Genomic DNA, 21761 nt, shown 5'->3' on the forward strand with positions numbered 1-21761 from the left:
GAGCCTTTTGACAGGCCCGCCAAAGGGTTTACAAGGTAGCGACCTGCCCGGCGGGAAGTTCAGCGGCCCCGGCCTTGATGCCATTGATCAGCGGCTCGCCAAACGCTTCCATGCTGATTTCGAAGCGGTCGCCTTCGCGGGTTTGAATGTTGTCTGCCACGGACAGGGTGGCAGTGCCGAAAAAGTGCACATGCACATCGCCGGGACGCAAGAACTGAGCGTACTTGAAGTGGTGGTATTCAAGGTTTTCCAGGCTGTGGCACATGTTGTCCTCACCGCTGAGAAACTCTTTTTCCCAGACCACTTCATCGCCGCGCAGGATGCGGCTCATGCCGCTCAGATTGCGCGGTAACTCACCCACCCGCAATTCAGGGCCATAACTGCAATTGCGCAGTTTGGAATGGGCCAGATAAAGATAGTTGCGGCGCTCCATCACATGGTCGGAAAACTCGTTGCCCAAAGCAAAACCCACTCGGTAGGGTTTGCTGTCGTCACCCACCACATACAGCCCGGTCAGTTCAGGTTCTTCACCGGCATCTTCGGCAAAGGCCGGTTTCTCAAAGGCAGCGCCGGGACGCACGACAATCGATCCGTCGCCCTTATAGAACCATTCTGGTTGCACACCGGCGGTGCCAGCCGGTGGTCGACCGCCTTCGATGCCCCATTGGAAGATGCGCGCGGTGTCGGTGAGGGCGGCCTGATCGCCGATGTTTTGCTGATGCATTTTATCGCGGGTCGAGGCGCTGCCCAGGTGGGTCAGGCCTGTACCGCTGATCAGGCAGTGGGCCGGATCTTCATGGTCAAGAGGCGCCAGCACGCGTCCGTCCTGCAAGGCCTGGCGGTAGCTTGCCGGGCTGGGCTGAGTCCCTCTGGCGCATACTTCTTCAGCCAGGCCATGCCCCTTGCGAATGGCGTCCAGAGCGAGCTCGCGGGTGCTTGCAGCGCCATTGACGACGAGCAGCGTATCGCCTTCAACGACCGCAACATGACGTTGACCTTGAACCGTTTGAAATTGAATCAGACGCATGGAGTGAGGCCTTTGCAGATTATTGTTCTGGCGGGCCTTTGAGGCCCTTCTGTGGCTCACTTTAATTTTTGTCGGGGATGCTGCCTAATGACGACTGCTGATTGAGCGATAACTAATGGTCATCCCCATGCTGCCATCCTTGACCACGATCATTTCCCGCTTGCGCCTCAAGCAACTGCGCTTGTTGATTGCGCTGGACGAATTCGGCTCCTTGCACAAAGCGGCGGACTCCGTCGCCATTACCCAGCCGGGGGCCACCAAGGCACTGCACGAAATCGAATCGACCCTGGGCTCGACCCTGTTCGAGCGTACACCCAAAGGCCTGGTCCCCAATGACCTGGGACGTTGCGTGATCCGCTATGCGCGGTTGATCCATACCGACGTCGCGCACCTGCGCGAAGAAATGCTGGGCATCATGCAAGGCCACGGTGGTCGGCTGTCGGTGGGCGTAATCATGGGAGCGGTGCCGGTTCTGGTGGAGTGCCTGGCGCGTCTACGGGCAAAACAGCCGCAACTGTCAGTCGAAATTGTCGAAGACACCAGTGCACGCTTGCTGGCCTTGCTCGATGAGGGGCGGTTGGATCTGGCGATCTGCCGCACCAGCGTCAGCAAGCATCCTGGTGCTTACGATTGTCGCCTGCGTGATCAGGAACCCCTGATTGTGGTTGCGAACACCCAACATCAATTTGCCGGCCGCGCGTCGCTGGCGTTGAGCGAACTGGCTGACGCCCCTTGGGTCGTGTTCCCGGTCAACATGCCCATGCGTTTGACTCTGGAACGTGAGTTCCGGGAGGCGGGGCTTAACTTTCCGACGTATCCGATAGAAACCTCATCGACCTTCACCACGCTTTCGTTGCTGCTGCAAGACCCGCATTTGGTGGCCGTGATGCCGGTTGATGTTGCGCAGATGGCCGTGACGCACGGCATGTTGGTGCGTTTGCCGCTGGTGCTGAAGTCGCGCAGCGAGCCTTATGAGATTGTCACCCGTCAAGGGGTTGCGTTGACTGCGCCGACGCAGTTGTTGATTGATGAGATGAGTGTGCGTGTAGTGTCTTGAGGCTCATAACAGTGCCTTCGTTCTGGCACCGGGCGAGCCTAGGCGAGCTCGGCCGTATGGTAGGGCGAAACCTTTATTCCAGTAAAAAGCATGAAATGGATATGTACTCGTAGCTTTTAATTGGTCAGCGTACATATCCATTGGGTGTATTAAGACGTTCTACGGGTTCCGCCCTTACGGCGTGTCACTTTGCAAAAGCCGAGTGTCGGACCATGACAAAGTAACCAAAACGCTTCCGCCCCCGCGTACGGCCCTCGCTTCGCTCAGGTGTCCCTCACTCCGGTCCCGCTCCGTGGGCACGCTGCGACGGGCCATCCTTGGCCCGATCGCAGCTCTCCCGGCATCCATGCCGGTCGACCCACTCCGCGAAACCTCCTTTCGGCCTCCCGAAGGGGCGGCAGATCAAGATCAAAAGCCAGATCAAAAACCAGATCACAAGCAGATCAAAAGCTCGCTTACGCTCTTGCTCTTGTAGCCGCTGACGAGGAACGAAGGCTGCGATCGAGCGCGTAGCGGTCGTAATGCTTTTGACTGTAGGTGTGCGCTCACTGGGATTCGGGAGGTTTCGTACAGGTTTGTCGATTGAGATGACTGGGGCGCGGGCCTATAGTCAGCGCTCGCATTAAGCGACCGGGTTTGGCGACTCGGAACTTGAACAATGGACTCGTGCAGTTGTTGTGATACAGGCATAGCGTGTATTTTGCATCGCTCTGTTTTATGACGGCTGTGCGTGGGAGATCTTCGGGTCTGCCGGTTTTCCTTGTTCTACCGGTTCGCCAACCCGCGTACAGCTGTCACCTATTTTGTTTGGCGACGAAGCAGGTGGCTCCACTTGTAACAAGGAGCTTTGTTTATGGAACATTCGTTCATTCCTCTGACCGCTATCGACTGCCTGATCCCCGCGCTGTTGATCGACCGCAATGCGCCGGTCGATGTGCTTCATGCCAATGCTGCCGCCCGTGTGCGGGCAGCTACTCAATTGATGGAAACCCTGTCTAATCGTGATCTTGAATTAGCCGATACGGTTGATCTACGGCAGATAGCAACCGTGGCGATGATGTTGCTTCGTGATGGGTGTGATTTGCTGGATGTGTTGGGGTGGCGCTTACGGGTTGAATAGAGACGTTGCCGTTGCCTTTGCTGTTGCCACGCAATTTTTGGGTCGACGCGAATGCCCCTCACAGGAGGCTGAACGCAGGTGCTGTTATGGGGGTGGCGAGGCAGGACGCCGAGCCAGCCGCGATCGGGCCAAGGATGGCCCGTCGCGGCGTGCCCCCATAACAGTGCCGGAGTGAAGGCACCGGGCGAGCCTCGGCGAGCTCGGCCGTATGGTAGGGCGCAGACCTTTTGGGTATTTTTGGGATGGTCCGACACTCGGCGTTTGCCAAAAGTACCTCGCCGTAAGGGCGAAACCCGTAGAAAGAATTTACACATCTTATGGATATGTACTCAGTGCTCCAGTTATATAAACCGCGTACATATCCATTAGGTGTATCACGGCTTTCTACGGGTTCCGCCCTTACGGCGGCTCACTTTTGTCAAACAGCCACAAAAGTAAGCAAAAAGGCCTTGCCCCTGCGTACGGCCCTCGCTTCGCTCAGGTGTCCCTCACTCCGGTCCCGCTCCGTGGGCACGCTGCGACGGGCCATCCATGGCCCGATCGCAGCTCTCCCGGCATCCATGCCGGTCGACCCACTCCGCGAAACCTCCTTTCGGCCTCCCGAAGGGGCGGCAGGTCAAGATCAAAAACCAGATCAAAAGCCAGATCACAAGCAGATCAAAAGCTCGCTTACGCTCTTGTAGCCGCTGACGAGGAACGAAGGCTGCGATCGAGCGCGTAGCGGTCGTAATGCTTTTGACTGTAGGTGTGCGCTCACTGGGATTCGGGAGGTTTCGTACAGGTTTGTCGATTGAGATGACTGGGGCGCGGGCCTATAGTCAGCGCTCGCATTAAGCGACCGGGTTTGGCGACTCGGAACATGCCAAGAATTGCTATCTCTAGCCAAGCGTGTATTTTGCATCGCGAGGCTTTATGGCAGCTGTACGTGGGAGATCTCAGGATCTGCCGGAGTTTCTTGGGTATGACCGGTTCGCCAACCCGCGTACAGCAGCCACCTGTTTTCGTTTGGCGACGAATGTGGATGGCTAAAGCCCATGCCCAAGAGTTTTCACCCATGAATCAAGATTCGTTCATTCCGTTGACCGCTATCGACTGCCTTATCCCCGCTCTGATGATCGACCGCAATGCGCCGGTCGATGTGCTTCATGCCAATGCTGCCGCCCGTGTGCGGGCAGCTACTCAATTGATGGAAACCCTGTCTAATCGTGATCTTGAATTAGCCGATACGGTTGATCTACGGCAGATAGCAACCGTGGCGATGATGTTGCTTCGTGATGGGTGTGATTTGCTGGATGTGTTGGGGTGGCGCTTACGGGTTGAATAGAGACGTTGCCGTTGCCTTTGCTGTTGCCACGCAATTTTTGGGTCGACGCGAATGCCCCTCACAGGAGGCTGAACGCAGGTGCTGTTATGGGGGGGGCGAGGCAGGACGCCGAGCCAGCCGCGATTGGGCCAAGGATGGCCCGTCGCGGCGTGCCCCCATAACAGTGCCGGAGTGAAGGCACCGGGCGAGCCTAGGCGAGCTCGGCCGTATGGTAGGGCGCAGACCTTTTGGGTATTTTTGGGATGGTCCGACACTCGGCGTTTGCCAAAAGTACCTCGCCGTAAGGGCGAAACCCGTAGAAAGAATTTACACATCCAATGGATATGTACTCAGTGCTCCAGTTATATAAACCGCGTACATATCCATTAGGTGTATCACGGCTTTCTACGGGTTCCGCCCTTACGGCGGCTCACTTTTGGCAAACAGCCGAGTGTCGGACCACCCCAAAAGTAAGCAAAAGGTCCTTGCCCCCGCGTACGGCCCTTGCTTCGCTCAGGTGTCCCTCACTCCGGTCCCGCTCCGTGGGCACGCTGCGACGGGCCATCCTTGGCCCGATCGCAGCTCTCCCGGCATCCATGCCGGTCGACCCACTCCGCGAAACCTCCATTCGGCCTCCCGAAGGGGCGGCAAATCAAGATCAAAAACCAGATCACGAGCAGATCACAAGCCAGATCAAAACCAGATCAAACGCTCGCTTGCGCTCTTGTAGCCGCTGACGAGGAACGAAGGCTGCGATCGAGCACGCAGTGGTCGCAAATGTCTGCTCAGCAACAGTGTCGGTGCAGAGTGTGTGACCCTCAACAGCGTTGAACAGCGGCACTCTCCGTGCGCTCAGTTAGCACGGGTGTATGGGCGCATGGCATGTTTGATGCTATGCACCTTCCTGACATTCATATTCAGGAAGCTTTCATGCATTACCGCCAATTGGGTAACAGCGATATCAAGGTCAGTGTATTGGGACTGGGCACCATGACCTGGGGTCATCAGAACAGCGAGCGTGACGCCCACCAACAGATCGAGCTGGCGCTGGCGCAAGGCGTCAACCTGATCGACACCGCCGAGATGTACCCCACACCCACTCATGCCGACACCTGGCGCACCACCGAGCGCTATATCGGCAGTTGGCTGGCGGGCAGTGGTCGGCGTGCCGAGGTGGTGCTGGCCAGCAAAATTGCTGGCCCGGCCCGGGAGCCCAACGGGCAGTTGCATATCCGCGACGGCCTGACCCGACATGACCGGCGCAATATCGTCGAAGCACTGGACGGCAGCCTCAAGCGTTTGAACACCGACTATCTGGACCTGTACCAGTTGCATTGGCCAGACCGCGCCACCAACTTTTTTGGCCAGCGCGATTACCCCTATGCCGAAGACACCCACAGCACCGCCATTGAAGAAACCCTCTCGGTGCTGGCGGATCAGGTCAAGGCGGGCAAGATTCGCCATATCGGCGTGTCCAACGAAACCCCGTGGGGCGTGGCCGAGTTTCTCAAGCAAAGTGAGCGGTTGGGGCTGCCGAAAATTGCCAGTATTCAGAACCCCTATAGCCTGCTTAATCGCCTGTTCGAGGGTGGGCTGTCTGAATTCACTCACCGCGAAGGGGTCGGTCTGCTGGCCTATTCACCCTTGGCATTCGGTTCGTTGACCGGCAAGTATCTGGGTGGAGCACGCCCCGAGGGCACCCGGCTTTCGTCGGTGTACCGCACCTTCAATCGCTATGACAGCCCTTCGGCGGATGCGGCCATCAGCGGGTATGTGCAGATCGCCCGCGAACATAATTTGACCCCGGCGCAACTGGCCCTGGCGTACGTCATCAATAAGCCGTTCGTGGCCAGCGCCCTGACCGGCCAGACCAGCCTCGCGCAGTTGCGTGACAACCTCAGTGCCCTTGAGGTGACGCTTGATGCGCAGGTACTGGCGCAAATTGAAGCCATTCATCAGCGCATACCCAACCCGGCGCCCTAGGCAGGAGTTTTGACCATGCCCAAACAACTGCACGTCAACTTGTTTGAAATGAACTGTGTGAGCCATATTGTTCATGGTCTGTGGGTTCATCCCGAGAACAACCGGCATCGCTTCAACGATCTCGATTACTGGACCGAACTGGCGCAACTGCTGGAGTACGGCACCTTCGACGGGGTGTTTCTGGCCGACGTGATCGGCACCTATGACAGCTTCCGCGATGGCCCGCAAACGGCGCTGCGCGAAGCCATGCAAATCCCCAGCAATGACCCGCTGCTGGTGATTCCGGCCATGGCGGCCGTGACCCAAAACCTGGGCTTTGGCGCGACTTTTTCCACCACCTACGAACCTCCGTTCGCCTTCGCCCGGCGCATGAGCACCCTCGATCACCTGACCAAGGGCCGGGTAGGCTGGAACATCGTCACGTCGTACCTGCCCAATGCAGCACGTAACTTTGGGCATGCCACCGAGGTGGTTCACGACCATCGTTACGAGATTGCCGATGAGTACCTGGACGTTCTGTACAAGTTATGGGAAGGCTCCTGGGACGATGACGCGGTGATTCAAGACCGCGAGCAGCGCGTCTATACCGACCCCACCAAAGTGCGTTACATCGACCACGTTGGCGAGCACTTCAAGGTCGCTGGCCCGCACCTGTGCCAGCCGTCGCGCCAGCGCACGCCGGTCTTGTTTCAGGCCACCGGCTCGCCTGCGGGCATCGAGTTTGCTGGGCGCCACGCCGAAGTAGTGTTTACCGGCGGTATCGACACCGCTGCCGTGCGCGCCAATATTCAGGCCATGCGCAACAAGGCGATCGCCCATGAGCGCGACCCGGGCGGTTTGAAATTTATCGTCATGGCCGGGGTGATCGTGGGCCGTACCGACGAAGAGGTCAGCCGCAAGCTCGACAGCTATCGCAAGCTGATGAGCGTTGAAGCATCTTTGGCTCACCAGCAATCGGCGGTCGATCTGACACGCTTCCCCGGCGACGCACTGATCAGCGACTTGATCGCGCTTAAGGTCAAGGGTTGGGAGAGCCTGCAGCGCTATAAACCGGAGTGGACGGTGAGTACCGTACTGGCCCAATTTTCGGGTTTCAACCGGGAGCGTTTTTTCGTGGCGGGCACGCCGACGGTGGTCGCGGATCAAATCGAAAAATGGCTGGATGAAGACGGTATCGACGGAATCAACTTGCGTCAGTACCTGTCGTTTGAAACCGCGCGCGACTTTATTGAACTGGTGATCCCGGAACTGCGTCGACGCGGACGCTTTCGCGAGCGCTACACCGCGGGTGAAACCTTTCGTGAGCGCCTGTTTGGCGCGGGGCAGGCCAGATTGCCGGCTGATCATTTTGGCGCGCGGTATCGAGATGCTGCGGTGTTGCAGCAACCGGCGCGGCCGTTGCGTTTCTCGTAAACCCCCTCCTGTAGTTGCTGCCGAAGGCTGCGAAGGGATGCGTAGCAACCCGTATTTCCGAAAACGCTGCCATCCCTCGCAGTCTTCGGCAGCGACTACAGGGGTGCGGCAATGCGTAAGGCATAAAACCAACTGTTGCCCCACCAACAGTCCCTGCACAGACTGTTGGTTTTTAACCCTTCTTTCACGCGTAACCCCCGTATTTACTGGCTTTAAAACCCGGCACGGCTTGTGCAATAGCCTTGTTCCCGGACTTTAGGCAGCAAGCCCATGCGTGAAATCTCCCCTTTAATTTGTCTTGCCGCGCTATGCGGCGTCTTGAGTGGCTGCGGCCAGGACACCTCAACCGTGGCACGCAGCGATAAGCCGGTCAGCGGCGGTACGCTGATCTACGCCACCGACCGCGAACCGACCTGTCTCGACCCCCATGTTTCCGGCGATATGCCGCAGGTGTTTATCGGCCAGCAGTACCTTGATTCACTGGTGTCCATGGACGAGCAGGGGCAAATAGGGCCGTGGCTGGCCGAACGTTGGGAAGTCTCGCCGGACGGGCTTGCGTACACCTTCCATTTGCGCAAGGACGTGCACTTCACAGACGGCACGCCGTTCAATGCGGCGGCAGTCAAAGCCAATCTCGATCACATGGCCAATCCGAAAACCCAGTCGAGTACGGCGGGCGGTTATATCCGCCAATACCGCAGCACCGACGTGCTGGATGACTCGACGGCCGTGGTGCATCTGGCCACACCTTATGCGGCTTTTCTGGAGGTGTTGGCGCAGGGTTTTCTGGGTATCGAATCGCCCACCGCCTTGCTCCGTTCACGTGATGAAAACTGCGAAAGCCCGGTGGGCAGCGGCCCGTTCAAAATCGTCAAGTGGGACCGCCAAAGTCAGGTAGAGCTGGTGCGCAACCCGGATTACAACTGGGCGCCACCCACGGCCAAACACCAAGGCCCGGCCTGGCTTGAGCGCATCGTGTGGAAGTTCATTCAGGAACCTTCCGTGCGTTTCGCTTCGCTGCAAGCCGGTGAGGTGGATGTGATCGAGGCGCTGCCGCCCGAGTCCCATGAGGCCGCACGGCGCAACCCTGACTTGAATGTGATCGTCGCCCTGCGACCGGGTAACCCCACCAACGGCACGCTGAATATCACCCGCGCCCCGTTCAATGACGTCAAGGTGCGTGAAGCCTTTGTGCGCAGCGCGGATGTCGAAGGCGCGTTGAAAAGCGTGTACTTCAACGAGTTCCCCCGTGCGGGCGGGCCGCTGAGTTCGGCCACACGTTTTTACAGCCCGGACTTTCAGCATGCACAGGACTATGACCCGACGCGGGCCGCGCAATTGCTCGACGACAGCGGCTGGACCGGGCGCGATGCCGAGGGTTATCGCACCCGTGACGGCAAGCGGCTGCAAGTGCATGTGGTCATGGGCAACCGCACGCCGCCCTCCGAATACACCCTGTGGGAACAGGTTCAGGCCACCACCCGCAAAGCCGGTTTTGAATTGATCGTAGAGCAGATGAGCGATGTTCAGGCCACCCAACGTCAAGCGGATTGGGATTACGACATTCGCCTGGGCTACTGGAACACCAACACCGCTGACGTGTTGCGGATCATTTTCGGTGCCGAGTTTGTTCAACCCGCTGGCGTCGGCGGCTATCACCAGAACACCGCAGGTTTCGCCAATCCGGGCTTTGATGCCCTCAACCAGCAGGCGCTGGCGACCCAGAATGCCGATCAGCGCCGCGCCCTGTATTACCAGGCGCAACAGATCGCTTCGCGCCAATACCTGCAACTGACCACCTACCCGCAAAGCTCGCGGCTGGGCATTTACAAAACCACTCAAGGAGTGCGACTGGAGCCGTCTCTGGCGGTGACGTACCTGTATGACGCCTGGGTTAATAAATGAGAAGGGTGAAGGCATGAGCCAATTAACAGTCACACATCTACGACGTGAACGATTGACGCAATTGGGGCGGCGCGCGGTCTGGCGACTGGCGGGTGGGGTGCTGGTGCTGTGGGCGGTGGCGACCTTGACGTTCTTTGCCTTGCGCCTGATGCCGGGTGATCCGGTATTGGCGATTCTCGGCGGGCCGAGCGCTAACCCGACCGCCGAAACCATTGCCGAGGCGACCCGCGAATACGGACTGGACAAGCCGCTGGCGGTTCAGTACGCGCTGTATCTGGGACGGCTGGTGCAGGGTGATCTGGGGGTTTCTTATTCCCAGCACATGCCAGTGACTGGCGTGCTCGCTGATCAATCGTGGGCTACCTTGCAACTGACCTTCACCTCACTGCTGCTGGCCTGGCTGCTGGTCATGGTGCTGACCGTGTTGACGGCAGGTCGGCGTCGCTGGGTGGCCAATCTGGCCTCGCTGGCCGAAACCTTCGCCGCTGCCTTGCCGCATTTCTGGCTGGGTATTTTGCTGCTGTCGGTGTTCGCTTTCGGCCTGCGCTGGTTCCCGCCTGCGGGCAGCGATGGTTGGCGCACGCTGGTATTACCGGCCGTGGCGCTGGCGATTCCGCTGGCGGGTTTTATTGCTCAAGTTACCCGTGAATCCCTGGAGCTGACGCTGGAGCAACCCTTTGTGCTGACCGCCCGCACGCGAGGCTTGAGTGACACGGCAGTGCGCTTTAAACACGCCCTGCGCCATGCCGTGTTACCCGGTATTTCATTGTCGGGCTGGGCCATCGGCGCATTGATCAGCGGCGCCGTGGTGATTGAAGTGATCTTTTCGCGCAGGGGCCTGGGTCGCCAGCTGTATCAGGCGGTGCAGGCGCAAGACTTGCCGTTGACCATCGGCATCAGCCTGGTGGTTGCTGCGGTGTACGTACTGGCCAACATTCTGATCGACCTGCTGTACCTGTGGGTCGACCCTCGCCAACAGGGGAAAACCGCATGAGCGCACTGACGTTTGAAACGACGCTGCCCGCGATCCGGGTTCAGCGTGCTGCGCGCCCGATCCGCCTTGGGCCGTGGTTGGCCGTGGGGTTTCTGGGCTTTCTGATCGTTGCGGCACTGCTGCCGAATGTATTTGCTCACAGCGATCCGCTGGCCATTGTGCCGCAGGATGCCTTTCACCCGCCGGGCTGGGCGCACTGGTTCGGCACTGATCAATCGGGCCGGGATATTTTTTCGCGGGTGATCTATGGCACGCGCCAGTCGCTGTTTATCGGTCTGGCCGCGACGGCGTTGGCCATGAGCATCGCGATTGTGCTGGGTCTGCTGGGCGGGTTGGGCGGCGCTCGTCTGGATCGAGGCGTCGGCTGGTTCCTGGAAGTGCTCTTTGCGTTCCCGAGTCTGGTACTGGCGCTGCTGTTTGTGGCGGTGTTCGGCAGCGGCGTCGGGCCGTTGATCATTGCCACTGGCCTGGGCGGCGCACCCGGTTATGCGCGCATGGTGCGCGGTCAGGTACTGGCGGTGCGCAATGCCGGTTATATCGAAGCGGCAGTGGCGCTGGGCCACTCGCGGCGGCGGATCATCCTGCGTCAACTGCTACCCAACGCCATGCGCCCACTGATCGTGACCCTGACCATGGGTGTCGGTCAGGCCATTGTCTGGGCCTCGGCCCTGAGCTTTCTGGGGCTGGGCGCCCGTCCACCCGCGCCCGAGTGGGGCACCATGCTGTCGATGGGCCGTGACTTTATCGCCAATGCCTGGTGGCTGACCTTTTTCCCTGGGCTGTTCATCGTGCTGACCACGCTGTCGACCACTGTGGCTGGCCGTTACTTGCAACAACGCCTGGAGGGTCGTCTTTCATGAGCGACAAACACTTGATCGTTGAAGGCCTGTCCATCGAGTTTGGCGGCCAGACCGTGGTGCGTAACCTGTCGTTTACTCTGGCGCCGGGCAAGACGCTGGCGCTGGTGGGTGAGTCCGGTTCCGGCAAAAGCGTGACTGCCCGCAGCTTGATCGGTCTGGCCGGAGCCGGGGCACGGGTCACTGCGCGCACCTTGAGTTATGGCGGGCAGGATTTACTCGGCTTGTCCGAGCGTGGCTGGCGCGGACTGCGCGGTAAAGGCATCGGCTTTGTCTTGCAGGATGCGCTGGTGTCGCTGGACCCTCTACGCCCGGTCGGCAAGGAAATCCTCGAAGTGCTCAAGACCCATGGCTGGGGTGATCGTCGCCGCCGTGCTGAACGGGTGATCGAGCTGCTCGACACAGTGGGCGTACCAGACCCTGAACTGCGTGCCCGGCAACGTCCCGATCAATTGTCCGGCGGCCTGCGCCAACGTGCGCTGATTGCCAGTGCGCTGGCACTTGATCCCGGTCTGGTGATCGCCGATGAACCTACTACCGCGCTGGATGCCACCGTGCAGGCGCAAATTCTTCAGGTGTTGCAAGCCATCAAGGCCCGTGGCGATTCGCTGCTGATCATCAGCCATGATTTGGCGGTGGTGGCGCAACTGGCCGATGAGGTGCTGGTGCTGCGTCACGGGGTAGCGGTGGAACAAGGCCCGATGCAACAGGTGCTGCGCAACCCGCGCCATGCCTATACCCGCGCCTTGCTCGATGCGGTGCCCGCCGAACATGCCCGGGGCACGCGTTTGTCGCCACAGCAGGGGACGCCCGTAGTACGCCCGCGGCCATCGGTTGACGCGCCCGTTTTGCTCAAGGCGACTGATTTGGGCAAGCGCTATATCGGCCCTGATCAACAACCACGGCAAGTGGTCGATGGTGTCAGTTTTGAGCTGCGGGCAGGGCGCACACTGGGCATCGTCGGTGAGTCCGGTTCGGGCAAAACCACCGTCGCTCGTATCGTGCTCGGACTGCTTGAGCCGGACGCCGGTCGCGTTGAGTTTCTTGGGCAGGATTGGTCTGGCGCGGGCAGCCAGCACGTGGATGAACAGCAGCGACGTGCGCGCCGGCGCGACATCAGTGTGATTTATCAGGACCCGCTGAGTTCGTTCGATCCGCGCTGGAGCGTGGGCCAGATTCTTGCTGATGCGCTGGATGTGGCGGGCGTGACGGCCCAGCAACAGACGGCACGCATCCAGCAATTGCTGGAGCAGGTGCGCCTGCCGGCTGAACTGGCCACGCGTCGGCCTTTGCAACTGTCAGGCGGTCAGCGTCAGCGCGTGGCCATCGCTCGGGCCATTGCCAGCAACCCAAAAGTGATTATTTGTGACGAGCCGGTGTCGGCACTGGACGTGTCGGTGCAGGCGCAAGTGCTCGATCTGCTGGCGGATCTGCAAGCCAGTCTGGGGCTGGCCTACCTGTTTATCTCCCACGATCTGGGGGTTATCCGCCACGTCAGCGATGACGTGCTGGTGATGCGTCACGGCAAGGTGGTGGAAAGCGCTCCCGTCGAAGCCTTGTTCGAGCATCCGCAGCATGACTACACACGCCGCTTGCTGGGGGCTGTGCCGCGCCTGCCGGGCGCGGGAACACCCTTGATCGTGCCGCCGCTGGAAGCGGAAAACAGCGCCTGGCTGTTTGACGAATCGCAACTCTGGAAAATCGCCATTTAAGCGTTAACCCGCAAGGAACAGCCATGAACAGATTATTTGCTGTCACTGAACATCCCGTCACTTCGGTGGCCGAACTGAATGCCCGTGCCGACCGGCTCCTGCCGGACATTGGCCGGGGTGCCGCGCAACGTGAGCGTGATCGCCTGCTGCCCTTCGATGCGGTGGCCCAGATAGCCAAGGCTGGATTATTTACCACGCGCATTCCTGTGCGTCATGGCGGCAGCGGTGGCTCGGTCAGAGATGTGATCGCCTTGCTGATCCGTATCGCGTCTGTGGATTCCAACGTCGCTCAGGCGTTGCGTCCCGGTTTTGGTTTCGTCGAGGGGTTGTTGGCATCGCAAGCTGACGACGCCGAAGACGAGCGCGCCCGCTGGTTTGAGCGATACCTGCAAGGCGCGGTCATCGGCAATGCCGGATGGGAAGTTGGCGGCGCCAATGGTTCGATCAGTGCTCGGATTGTGCGCGACGGTGAGCACTATCGGGTGACGGGTAACAAGTATTACAGCACTGGCTCTTTATACGCCGATTGGGTCAGCGCTGTGGCGCTGGACGAAGACGACCAGCCGGTGTCGTTCATTCTGCCGCGCCAGCGTCAGGGCCTGGAGTTGCTCGACGACTTCGATTCAATGGGCCAGCGCCTCACGGCCAGCGGCACGACCCGCCTAAACAACGTACAGGTGCTGGCTGAAGAAATTCGTACCCGCACGGTAGAGGAGGGCAAGCGCACCATCGTCACGCCTTTTTTGCAGTTGTTTCTGGCGGCAGTGCAGGCGGGGATTGCACGCAACGCCCTGAACGATGCAGTGGCTTTTGCCAACGAACACGCACGGCCCATCAAGCACAGTACTGCCACACGCTCGGTGGACGACCCCTACGTGGAACTGAGTGTGGGTGATATATCGGCGCGTGCTTTTACCGCTGAAGCGGTGGTGCTGCATGCCGCCGACTCGATTGACCGGGCCTGGGCGGGCGGGCTCGATCCCGTGCTCGTGGATCAAGCCGCGGTGGACGTTGCGCAGGCGCAATACATTGCCGCCGAGTCGGCACTCAAGGCCGCAGAGCTGGTATTTGATGTGGGCGGTGCTTCGACGACCGGGCGGGCGCACAACCTTGATCGTCACTGGCGCAACGCGCGCACGGTGGCCAATCACAACCCCCGTCACTGGAAAGCCGCAGCGGTGGGCAGTTGGCAGTTGAAAGGCACACCGCCCCCCACGTCGGGATTGTTTTAACAGGTTAATCGCAAGCTCAGGTTTTACAACGACTGTGTCGCCGAACGTCGCCCTCGGCAATTGCTACGGGTTTGGGGTGATCGAGAGGCGACACTCTTCTTTTGAGGTCATCGCTTAAAAGGTCTCAAGTCGGTCGAATTATGACTTGGACGGTCTTGGTAGGGGGCGCATAGGATTGCACCCATCGGAGTTCATGACTGACTCCCCTTACCAGGAAAACATTAGATGAACCTTAAATCTCTTATCGCCAATCCACTGGGCTTCGGCTCGGCCCCACTGGGCAACATGTTCCGCAACGTGCCAGAGGCCGAGGTACAAGCCACTGTCGACGCCGCCTGGAACAACGGCGTGCGCTACTTCGACAGCGCACCGTTCTATGGTGCTGGCCTCTCCGAATCACGCCTGGGCAACGCCCTGATCGGTCGTCCCCGTGACGAATACGTGCTCAGCTCCAAGGTCGGTCGGGTCATCCTCGATGAGCTGGAAGATCCTGCCAGCCGCGAGTTCGGCGAGAAGAGCGGCTTGTTCGAGCACGGCAACCGCAACCGCATCGTCAATGACTACAGCGCCGACGCCACCCTGCGTTCCATCGAAGACAGCCTGCGCCGGCTGAAGACCGATCGCCTGGATATCGTCTGGATCCACGACATCGCCCAGGACTTCTACGGTGACGAGTGGCTGGAGCGCTTCGAGACTGCGCGCAAAGGCGCCTTCCGTGTCCTTACCCGCCTTCGTGAAGAAGGTGTGATCAAAGCGTGGGGCCTGGGTGTGAACCGTGTCGAACCGATCGAGCTGACCCTCGACCTGGACGAGCCACAGCCCGATGGCTTCCTGCTCGCTGGCCGTTATTCGCTGCTGGATCACGACCGCGCACTGCAACGCGTCATGCCGCAAGCGCTGGAGCAGGGAGTAGGCATCGTTGTCGGTGGCCCTTACAGCTCTGGCGTAACCGCGGGTGGCGAGCATTTCGAATACCAGAAAGCTACCCAGCCGGTGCTGGAGAAACTCGAGCGCATCCGTGCAGTTGCACGTATCCATGGGGTTGAGGTCAAGGCGGCCGCCCTGCAGTTCGCCCTGGCCCACCCTGCGGTGGTCGCGGCAATCCCGGGTTCTACTCGTCCACTGCACGCCAACGAAGACGCTGCGGCCCTGAGCGCAGTCATCCCTGTCGCTTTCTGGAACGAGCTGCGTCAGCAAGGACTGATCAACGCCCTGGCGCCTGTTCCAGCTGTTTGAAAAAGACTTTTGCAGGGCCGTATCGCGGCCCTGTCTTTACCCAATCATTGGGGTAGAACCCCAGGAGAAACATCATGGCTACTGCACAAGCTTGCATCGACCTTCACATCAATGCCGACCGTATCTGGCAACTGATTGGCGGTTTCGACACGTTGCCCGACTGGCTGCCGTTCGTTCCGCAAAGCGCGTTGAGCGAAGGCGGCCGCGTGCGCACGCTCAAGAGTATCGACGGCGACACCATCATCGAGCGCCTGCTGGACTTCAACGAAGCCGGGCGCAGCTACAGCTACACCATCCTTCAAGGTCCAGCGCCGGTTCGCGACTATCAGTCGACCCTGCGTGTGGTGTCTACCAGCGAGGGGGCCCAGGTGCATTGGTCCGGTTCGTTCGTGCCAGTGGGTATCAGTGAAGCCGAAGCGAGCGCAATGTTCGCCACCATTTACCAGGATGGCCTGGCCGCGCTGAAGCAGACGCTGGAAAGTTGATGGAGGGGTCGGGGCCGCAAAGCGGCCCCAACACCCCATAGATCCCCTTCTATCCGAACCGTATTAGCGAGCCGTTACCCACGCTGTTGGCAACTTTTAAAGGCTTATATGCTGGACATCAGACAACTTCGTTATTTCGTCGCCGTCGCTGAGTTCGAGCACGTGGGCAAGGCTGCGGAACAACTGCACATATCCCAGTCGCCGCTCAGTCGGCAAATTGCCCAACTTGAAGAGCGCCTGGGCCTGCAACTGTTCGAGCGCAGCCAGCAGCGCCTGCGCATCAGCTCCGATGGCCGCACATTCTTGCATGAGGCCAAGGCCCTGCTAAAACACGCCGAACGTCTGGAATCACTCGGCCGCCGATTGGGCCGTGGCGAGTCAGGCGGTCTGTGCATCGGCTACGTCAGCCACGCCATCCATGCCGGCGTGTTGCCCAAGGCTCTGCGTCGCGTCCGTGAGGAAAGGCCGGGCATCCACATCGCCCTCTATAACCTCACGCCCCAGGAGCAATTGGAGGGTTTGCGCCAGCGCAGCCTCGATATCGCACTGGTCTGTGAACCGATGTCGATGGATGACCCAGACTTGCTGGCAACGCCGGTATTCAACGATCCACTTTATCTCGCGCTACCTTCGGGACACCCACTGGTGGACAAGGCGCACATCATCCCCACCGATCTTCACGAACAGGACTGGATCATGGTCGACGGGCGCGCGAACCCCCATCGCCGTGAGCGGTTCATGGCCAGTTGCGTGGAGGCAGGCTTTACGCCACAGATCCTGCTGGAGGCAGCCGAACCGCTGATTGCGCTCGGGCTGGTGTCCGCTGGCTTGGGACTGGCGCTGATCCAGCAGAGCATGGGCGGTGTCAGTAACCCCGACGTGGTCTTGCGCGAGTTGCCGTGGTTGCAGCAAAGCATCGGCCTTTGGGTAGCCTGGCTCCGTGTTGACCTGCGACCGATTGTGGGCGAATTTCGTCAGATCGTATTGGCGGGGGCAGAGCATTAAGGACATCAATGACAAGGGCCGCTATGCGGCCCTTGTGTTTTGTACGCTGAGTTCAGATGGCGAGGCTGTCAACTACACCGCCGTCAACCCGCAAGGCTGCGCCGGTGGTGGCGGAGGAATAAGGGGAAGCGAGGTAGACGACCAAGTGGGCGACTTCGTCGACCTCGGCGGCGCGCTGGATGATCGAACTTGGACGGGAGCTGCGCACGAAATTGTCAGCCTCATCGCGGATGCTGCGGCCGGAGACCTTGGCGGCCTCGGCCACCAGGTTGGCGACTCCGTCGGTCAGTGTCGGCCCGGGCAATACTGCGTTGACGGTGACGCCGGTACCTGCCAGACGCTTGGCCAGACCGTGAGAGACGGCGAGGTTAGCGCTTTTGGTCACGCCGTAGTTGATCATGTCGGCAGGGGTGGCGATGCCCGATTCGGAGGAGATGAACAGGATCCTGCCCCATCCTTTCTCCACCATCCCCGGGGCGTAGTGGCGAGCCAGACGCACGCCGGACAGGACGTTGGTCTCGTAGAAGCGGGTCCACTCGCTGTCGGCAACCTTGAAGAAGTCGACGTCGTCGTAGATGCCCAGGTTGTTGACCAGGATATCGGTCTTGGGGTGGGCGGCGAACAAGATTTCGGCACCAGCGGCGGTGCCCAAGTCGGCGACAACGCCCTGTACCTGGCCACGACCGCCTTGGGCGCGCAGTTCGGCCAGGGCGGCATCCACCGATTTTTGACTGCGGCCGGCGATGACTACGTCGGCATGTGCGCGGGCCAGGCCGCGGGCAATGGCCAGGCCGATACCGCCGGTCGAGCCGCTGATGATGGCGGTGCGTCCGCCGAGGTCAATGATCATGAAATGATTCCTGTGGGTGAGTTGCATTGATGGAAACCATGCTAGTAGGGCACCCTCAGACTGTAAAAGACGTCATTCGACTGAGTTCAGACCTTGCGGGTCTGTTCAGCCAGCGCCAACACCCGCTCGCGGAAAACCCCCACAATCGGACGCAGGTCCACCTGATGCCAAGCCGTCCACAGCTGCAAGCTGGGCCTGAACCAGTCCAACTGGCGCAACACCACCGTAGGCCCCGCGCTGGCGGCCAGGCTGCTCTGCACCATGGCCAAGCCCAGCCCTGCGGACACCAGCCCGAGCACGCTCAGCGGGTCGGTCGCCTCCAGTGACAGACGCGGGGTGAAGCCGGCATCGGCGCAACGGGCGATGAAGTCATCACGTTTGTTGATCTGGTCGGGCTGGCCGCCGGTGATGATCCACTCCTGTTCATGCAGGTCGGCGGGGGTAAGTTCGGCCTTGGTCGCCAGCGGGTGTTCAGCGGGGATGGCCAGCAGCATTGGATCGTTCAGCACGGGCAGGGCAAGCAAGTCAGGGTCATTGACGGGTGCAGGTTCGCAGACCAGGGCGATGTCCAGGCTGCGTTGGCGCAGGCCTTCGAACAGCTCGCTTGGGGTCATGTTGTAGAGGGCAATATGGATCTGAGGACGTTCGGCACGAATCGACCGAACAGCGCCGGGCAGCACGCCGGCGTAGATGGCGTGGTTAACATAGCCGATGCACAGGCCACCCTCTTCACCGCGGCCCAGGCGCTTACCCAGAGACTCCAGACGCTCGGCATGCTTGAGCAGGCCGCGGGCTTCGGACAGGAAGGTGCGCCCGTCAGTGGTCAGGAACAGGCGCTGGTTGCGTCGTTCGAACAGAGCCAGGCCGAGGTGGTCTTCGAGCTGGGCGATCTGGCGGCTCAGTGGGGATTGGGAAATGTGTAGCTGCTCCGCCGCTCGGCCGACGTTCTCACATTCGGCAACGGCGACGAAGTAGCGCAACTGACGTAGATCTTGCATTAGACCTCCAGGGGACTGTCTTGCGTTTTATTAGGAAGGTTGTGACTTGGCTTGGCTCATTACCTCGTCAGTGGCCTTGGCGCGCCCGCCAAGCCATACCCGTAATAGCCCACCCGCTGCCAGCAGACCGCCCGCGACCGAATGCAGCATAGCCAAGGTCCAGGCTGAGGACGGCGCCACCCAGCGTCGCACATCTGCAGCGGTGGCACTGCGTCGAAGGTGAATTCATCCATACCAGCAAGGCCAGTGCTGCGCTGCTCTGTTGCTAGAGGCCCGTGAACTGTTGCCATACACACAGTCGTTTTACAAAGTGTCGGGTTGTTGCTGTTCAAACACGCTTTCTAGACCTGTTTTTCGGGGTTTTTGCGCTGGCATGAACCCTGCAAAGTGCCTGTCAGAGCCAGACTATGCCCATAGATGCTCCCCTTATTGAGTCGGTGTGGAGTATTGAATTGATGTGGAAAAAGTCCGGAAAAAATGTTCAGCGTCTCAACCCGTTAACCACGGCGTCGAGCCTGGGTGTGCTGTTGATGCTGGTTCAGGGCATAAGTGTGGCGGCGCAAGATCCGACGCTGGCCACGGTGGTGGTACAAGGTGCCAGCGCCAGTGAAGCGCAGAAAGCCGAGAAACAATTGAAGAAAATCGCCGGTAACACCGCAGTGGTGGATAACCACGTTATAGAGCAGGGCAGGGCCGCCAACGCCGAAGATGTGCTGGCCTTGCAACCCGGTGTGTTTGCCCAGGCCACCAGCGGCTCCGGGGCCAATAAAATCTCGATACGCGGCTCCGGCCTCAACACGTTTTATCAAGGCTATGTACTGGGCATTAAGTTTCTGTTTGACGGCTTGCCCCTCACCGGGCCGGGTGGCACTCAGGAGGACATGCTCGACATGGCGTCGGTTGATCACACTGAAGTGCTTTATGGCGCCAATGCCTATTTGTATTCGGCGCTGTCGCTGGGGGGCGCGATCAATATGGTCAGCAAGACCGGGCGCACCGATCCGGGTAGCTCTGTGCGCCTGGAGGCGGGTAGTTTTGGTTACCGCAAACAGCAGCTCAGCACGGGCGGGGTAGTCGGCGACAGTGATTATTACGTCAGCGTGCTGCACAACGAACGCGACGGTTATCAGCACGACACTTCTAACAAAGGGCAGGGGCTGGTAGCCAACTTCGGGCACGTGTTCAGCCCCAAACTGCAAACCCGTTTCTTCTTGCGTTATCGCGAAGAAACGCTGACTCAGGGCAACGCGCTGACGAAGTACCAGCTCAAGCATGATCCCAAGAGCAACGAGGTGCCGTTCGGGCGCAAAAAAGACGGCTCGACCTTGCTCGGCAGCAAAACGACCTACACCTTTGATGACGATGCCAAGCTGGAAGTGGGTGTTGGCTATAACGATTATCCGTTGCTCAACGGCTGGCGCTACGCCGCCCAGCCTCAGGACTGGCGCTCCAAAGACCTGAACTTGACCCTGCGCTACCTGCGCACCGGCGATACGGTGTTCGGTTTGCCCAGCGACAGCAACGTGACCTTCAGCACCACCCGGGCCTGGTTGGCTGACGTCAAATCCCACAGCCGCGCCACTGGCCAGACACTGCAAAAAACCGATTACACGGGCTCGCGCGATACGGTGTTTTCGGTGGGTAACGAATTGCAGTTGGGCGAGCGCACCTGGCTGTCCAGCGGCGTATCGTGGATCGATATCAAACGCAAGGCCGACATTCAGTACACCACCAGCGTCAACACCAGCGAGTTTCCGAGTGGCGTTGAATACAGTGAGTACGACTGGGCGCCGCGCTTGGGGCTGCGCTATCAGTTGACCCCGGATTTCGAGCTGTTCGGCAACGTCAGCCGCTCCATTGACCCGCCGGTGACCTGGCAGTTGGGCAGCACCGGCACCCCGTATATCCGTGATGTACGCCCGCAAAAGGCCAACACCGTGGAGTTCGGCATTCGTGGCGGGCACGGTATCTTCGACGGCAGCCTGACGGTTTATCGCTCATGGGTGCAAAAGGAATTGCTCTCTGTGGTGGTACGCCCGGCCAGTGCAACTCAAGATCAACTGATCGCGACCTCCAATGGCAGCGCAACGATTCACCAAGGGGTCGAGGCGGGGTTGAACGCATTGCTCTGGGAGAATCAGAACGGCGACAGCGTGGCGTTGCGCCAAGCCTATACCTATAACGATTTCCACTACCGCAACGACCCGGTGTTTGGCGCCAATGAGCTGCCGGGCCTGCCGCGTCAGGTGTACCAGGCGGAGCTGCAATACCGTCAGGCCACGGGCTTTTACGCGCAACTCAATGCGCGTGCCGCGTCCAGCTATTACGTCGATTTTGCCAACACCTTGAGCGCCCCGTCCTATGTGCTGTGGGGGGCCAAAATCGGGTATGAAGCGCCGAGTAAAAAGTGGGAGGTGTTTGTCGATGCCCGCAATCTGACCAATCAACGTTACGCCACGGCGGCCAACACCACCTATGACGCCAAAGGGCAGGACTCGGCGAACTTCTTTGTGGGCGATCCCTTTAACGTCACCACTGGTGTGGCTTACCACTTCTGACTCGGCGAGCCTGCCTTGGCCAGGCC

Annotated in this window: 17 protein-coding genes; 14 read left to right on the forward strand and 3 right to left on the reverse strand. The window is 60.0% G+C overall.

Annotated elements, in window-relative coordinates:
- Positions 1-28 precede the first annotated feature (28 nt).
- Complete coding sequence (gene araD1, locus EQV93_RS16170) at positions 29-1027, reverse strand: AraD1 family protein (protein ID WP_240891919.1); 999 nt, start codon at positions 1025-1027, stop codon at positions 29-31.
- A 127-nt stretch (positions 1028-1154) separates the two neighbouring features.
- On the opposite strand from araD1, the gene EQV93_RS16175 reads away from it, so the two are divergent.
- From EQV93_RS16175 to EQV93_RS16235, 13 genes are all read left to right on the forward strand, one after another.
- Positions 1155-2084 carry a LysR family transcriptional regulator gene (locus EQV93_RS16175; RefSeq protein ID WP_146387094.1) on the forward strand — a complete coding sequence of 310 codons (930 nt, stop codon included), beginning with the start codon at positions 1155-1157 and terminating at the stop codon, positions 2082-2084.
- A gap of 853 nt (positions 2085-2937) precedes the next feature.
- Positions 2938-3204, forward strand: coding sequence for a short-chain dehydrogenase (locus EQV93_RS16180; protein WP_146387096.1), 267 nt, complete (start codon positions 2938-2940; stop codon positions 3202-3204).
- Positions 3205-4258: 1054 nt separating this feature from the next.
- Positions 4259-4528, forward strand: a complete 270-nt coding sequence (locus tag EQV93_RS16185) for a short-chain dehydrogenase (RefSeq protein ID WP_122784901.1) — start codon at positions 4259-4261, stop codon at positions 4526-4528.
- 909 nt (positions 4529-5437) lie between these two features.
- On the forward strand, positions 5438-6490 hold the full coding sequence (locus EQV93_RS16190) for an NADP(H)-dependent aldo-keto reductase (RefSeq protein WP_122782223.1): 1053 nt from the start codon (positions 5438-5440) through the stop codon (positions 6488-6490).
- A gap of 15 nt (positions 6491-6505) precedes the next feature.
- On the forward strand, positions 6506-7903 hold the full coding sequence (locus tag EQV93_RS16195; protein ID WP_240891920.1) for an LLM class flavin-dependent oxidoreductase: 1398 nt from the start codon (positions 6506-6508) through the stop codon (positions 7901-7903).
- A 270-nt stretch (positions 7904-8173) separates the two neighbouring features.
- Positions 8174-9808, forward strand: coding sequence for an ABC transporter substrate-binding protein (locus EQV93_RS16200; protein ID WP_146425374.1), 1635 nt, complete (start codon positions 8174-8176; stop codon positions 9806-9808).
- A gap of 13 nt (positions 9809-9821) precedes the next feature.
- On the forward strand, positions 9822-10802 hold the full coding sequence (locus tag EQV93_RS16205; protein ID WP_146425372.1) for an ABC transporter permease: 981 nt from the start codon (positions 9822-9824) through the stop codon (positions 10800-10802).
- Entirely contained in the window at positions 10799-11662 is an 864-nt protein-coding gene (locus EQV93_RS16210) for an ABC transporter permease (RefSeq protein WP_240891921.1), read from the forward strand. The genes EQV93_RS16205 and EQV93_RS16210 overlap by 4 nt, the downstream gene beginning before the upstream one ends.
- Positions 11659-13371 carry a dipeptide ABC transporter ATP-binding protein gene (locus EQV93_RS16215; protein WP_240891922.1) on the forward strand — a complete coding sequence of 571 codons (1713 nt, stop codon included), beginning with the start codon at positions 11659-11661 and terminating at the stop codon, positions 13369-13371. Before EQV93_RS16210 ends, EQV93_RS16215 begins: the two co-directional genes overlap by 4 nt.
- Positions 13372-13394: 23 nt before the next feature.
- Positions 13395-14603, forward strand: a complete 1209-nt coding sequence (locus EQV93_RS16220; RefSeq protein WP_240891923.1) for an acyl-CoA dehydrogenase family protein — start codon at positions 13395-13397, stop codon at positions 14601-14603.
- Between the two features lie 225 nt (positions 14604-14828).
- Positions 14829-15839 (forward strand): aldo/keto reductase, encoded by a 1011-nt coding sequence (locus EQV93_RS16225; protein ID WP_146425364.1) that lies wholly within the window; start codon positions 14829-14831, stop codon positions 15837-15839.
- 74 nt (positions 15840-15913) lie between these two features.
- Entirely contained in the window at positions 15914-16324 is a 411-nt protein-coding gene (locus EQV93_RS16230) for an SRPBCC family protein (protein ID WP_240891924.1), read from the forward strand.
- Positions 16325-16432: 108 nt separating this feature from the next.
- A complete protein-coding gene (locus EQV93_RS16235) occupies positions 16433-17329 on the forward strand; it encodes a LysR substrate-binding domain-containing protein (protein WP_240891925.1) in 897 nt (298 codons plus the stop codon).
- A gap of 52 nt (positions 17330-17381) precedes the next feature.
- Here EQV93_RS16235 and EQV93_RS16240 read toward each other — a convergent pair whose 3' ends face one another.
- Complete coding sequence (locus EQV93_RS16240; RefSeq protein ID WP_122782203.1) at positions 17382-18179, reverse strand: SDR family NAD(P)-dependent oxidoreductase; 798 nt, start codon at positions 18177-18179, stop codon at positions 17382-17384.
- An 86-nt stretch (positions 18180-18265) separates the two neighbouring features.
- Positions 18266-19177 (reverse strand): LysR family transcriptional regulator, encoded by a 912-nt coding sequence (locus tag EQV93_RS16245; protein ID WP_122782204.1) that lies wholly within the window; start codon positions 19175-19177, stop codon positions 18266-18268.
- A gap of 455 nt (positions 19178-19632) precedes the next feature.
- Between EQV93_RS16245 and EQV93_RS16250 the strand changes: the two genes are divergently transcribed.
- Complete coding sequence (locus tag EQV93_RS16250; RefSeq protein WP_442968907.1) at positions 19633-21735, forward strand: TonB-dependent receptor family protein; 2103 nt, start codon at positions 19633-19635, stop codon at positions 21733-21735.
- The last annotated feature ends 26 nt before the right edge of the window (positions 21736-21761 follow it).

It is taken from the genome of Pseudomonas sp. TMW22091 (genome assembly GCF_022496705.1).
GTDB lineage: Bacteria > Pseudomonadota > Gammaproteobacteria > Pseudomonadales > Pseudomonadaceae > Aquipseudomonas > Aquipseudomonas saxonica.

Coding starts and splice junctions, on each gene's coding strand:
- araD1 (WP_240891919.1), bottom strand. CDS start 1,027: ATGCGTCTGATTCAATTTCAAACGGTTCAAGGTCAACGTCATGTTGCG.
- EQV93_RS16205 (WP_146425372.1), top strand. CDS start 9,822: ATGAGCCAATTAACAGTCACACATCTACGACGTGAACGATTGACGCAA.
- EQV93_RS16215 (WP_240891922.1), top strand. CDS start 11,659: ATGAGCGACAAACACTTGATCGTTGAAGGCCTGTCCATCGAGTTTGGC.
- EQV93_RS16210 (WP_240891921.1), top strand. CDS start 10,799: ATGAGCGCACTGACGTTTGAAACGACGCTGCCCGCGATCCGGGTTCAG.
- EQV93_RS16195 (WP_240891920.1), top strand. CDS start 6,506: ATGCCCAAACAACTGCACGTCAACTTGTTTGAAATGAACTGTGTGAGC.
- EQV93_RS16245 (WP_122782204.1), bottom strand. CDS start 19,177: ATGCAAGATCTACGTCAGTTGCGCTACTTCGTCGCCGTTGCCGAATGT.
- EQV93_RS16230 (WP_240891924.1), top strand. CDS start 15,914: ATGGCTACTGCACAAGCTTGCATCGACCTTCACATCAATGCCGACCGT.
- EQV93_RS16250 (WP_442968907.1), top strand. CDS start 19,633: ATGTGGAAAAAGTCCGGAAAAAATGTTCAGCGTCTCAACCCGTTAACC.
- EQV93_RS16200 (WP_146425374.1), top strand. CDS start 8,174: ATGCGTGAAATCTCCCCTTTAATTTGTCTTGCCGCGCTATGCGGCGTC.
- EQV93_RS16235 (WP_240891925.1), top strand. CDS start 16,433: ATGCTGGACATCAGACAACTTCGTTATTTCGTCGCCGTCGCTGAGTTC.
- EQV93_RS16175 (WP_146387094.1), top strand. CDS start 1,155: ATGCTGCCATCCTTGACCACGATCATTTCCCGCTTGCGCCTCAAGCAA.
- EQV93_RS16185 (WP_122784901.1), top strand. CDS start 4,259: ATGAATCAAGATTCGTTCATTCCGTTGACCGCTATCGACTGCCTTATC.
- EQV93_RS16180 (WP_146387096.1), top strand. CDS start 2,938: ATGGAACATTCGTTCATTCCTCTGACCGCTATCGACTGCCTGATCCCC.
- EQV93_RS16220 (WP_240891923.1), top strand. CDS start 13,395: ATGAACAGATTATTTGCTGTCACTGAACATCCCGTCACTTCGGTGGCC.
- EQV93_RS16225 (WP_146425364.1), top strand. CDS start 14,829: ATGAACCTTAAATCTCTTATCGCCAATCCACTGGGCTTCGGCTCGGCC.
- EQV93_RS16190 (WP_122782223.1), top strand. CDS start 5,438: ATGCATTACCGCCAATTGGGTAACAGCGATATCAAGGTCAGTGTATTG.
- EQV93_RS16240 (WP_122782203.1), bottom strand. CDS start 18,179: ATGATCATTGACCTCGGCGGACGCACCGCCATCATCAGCGGCTCGACC.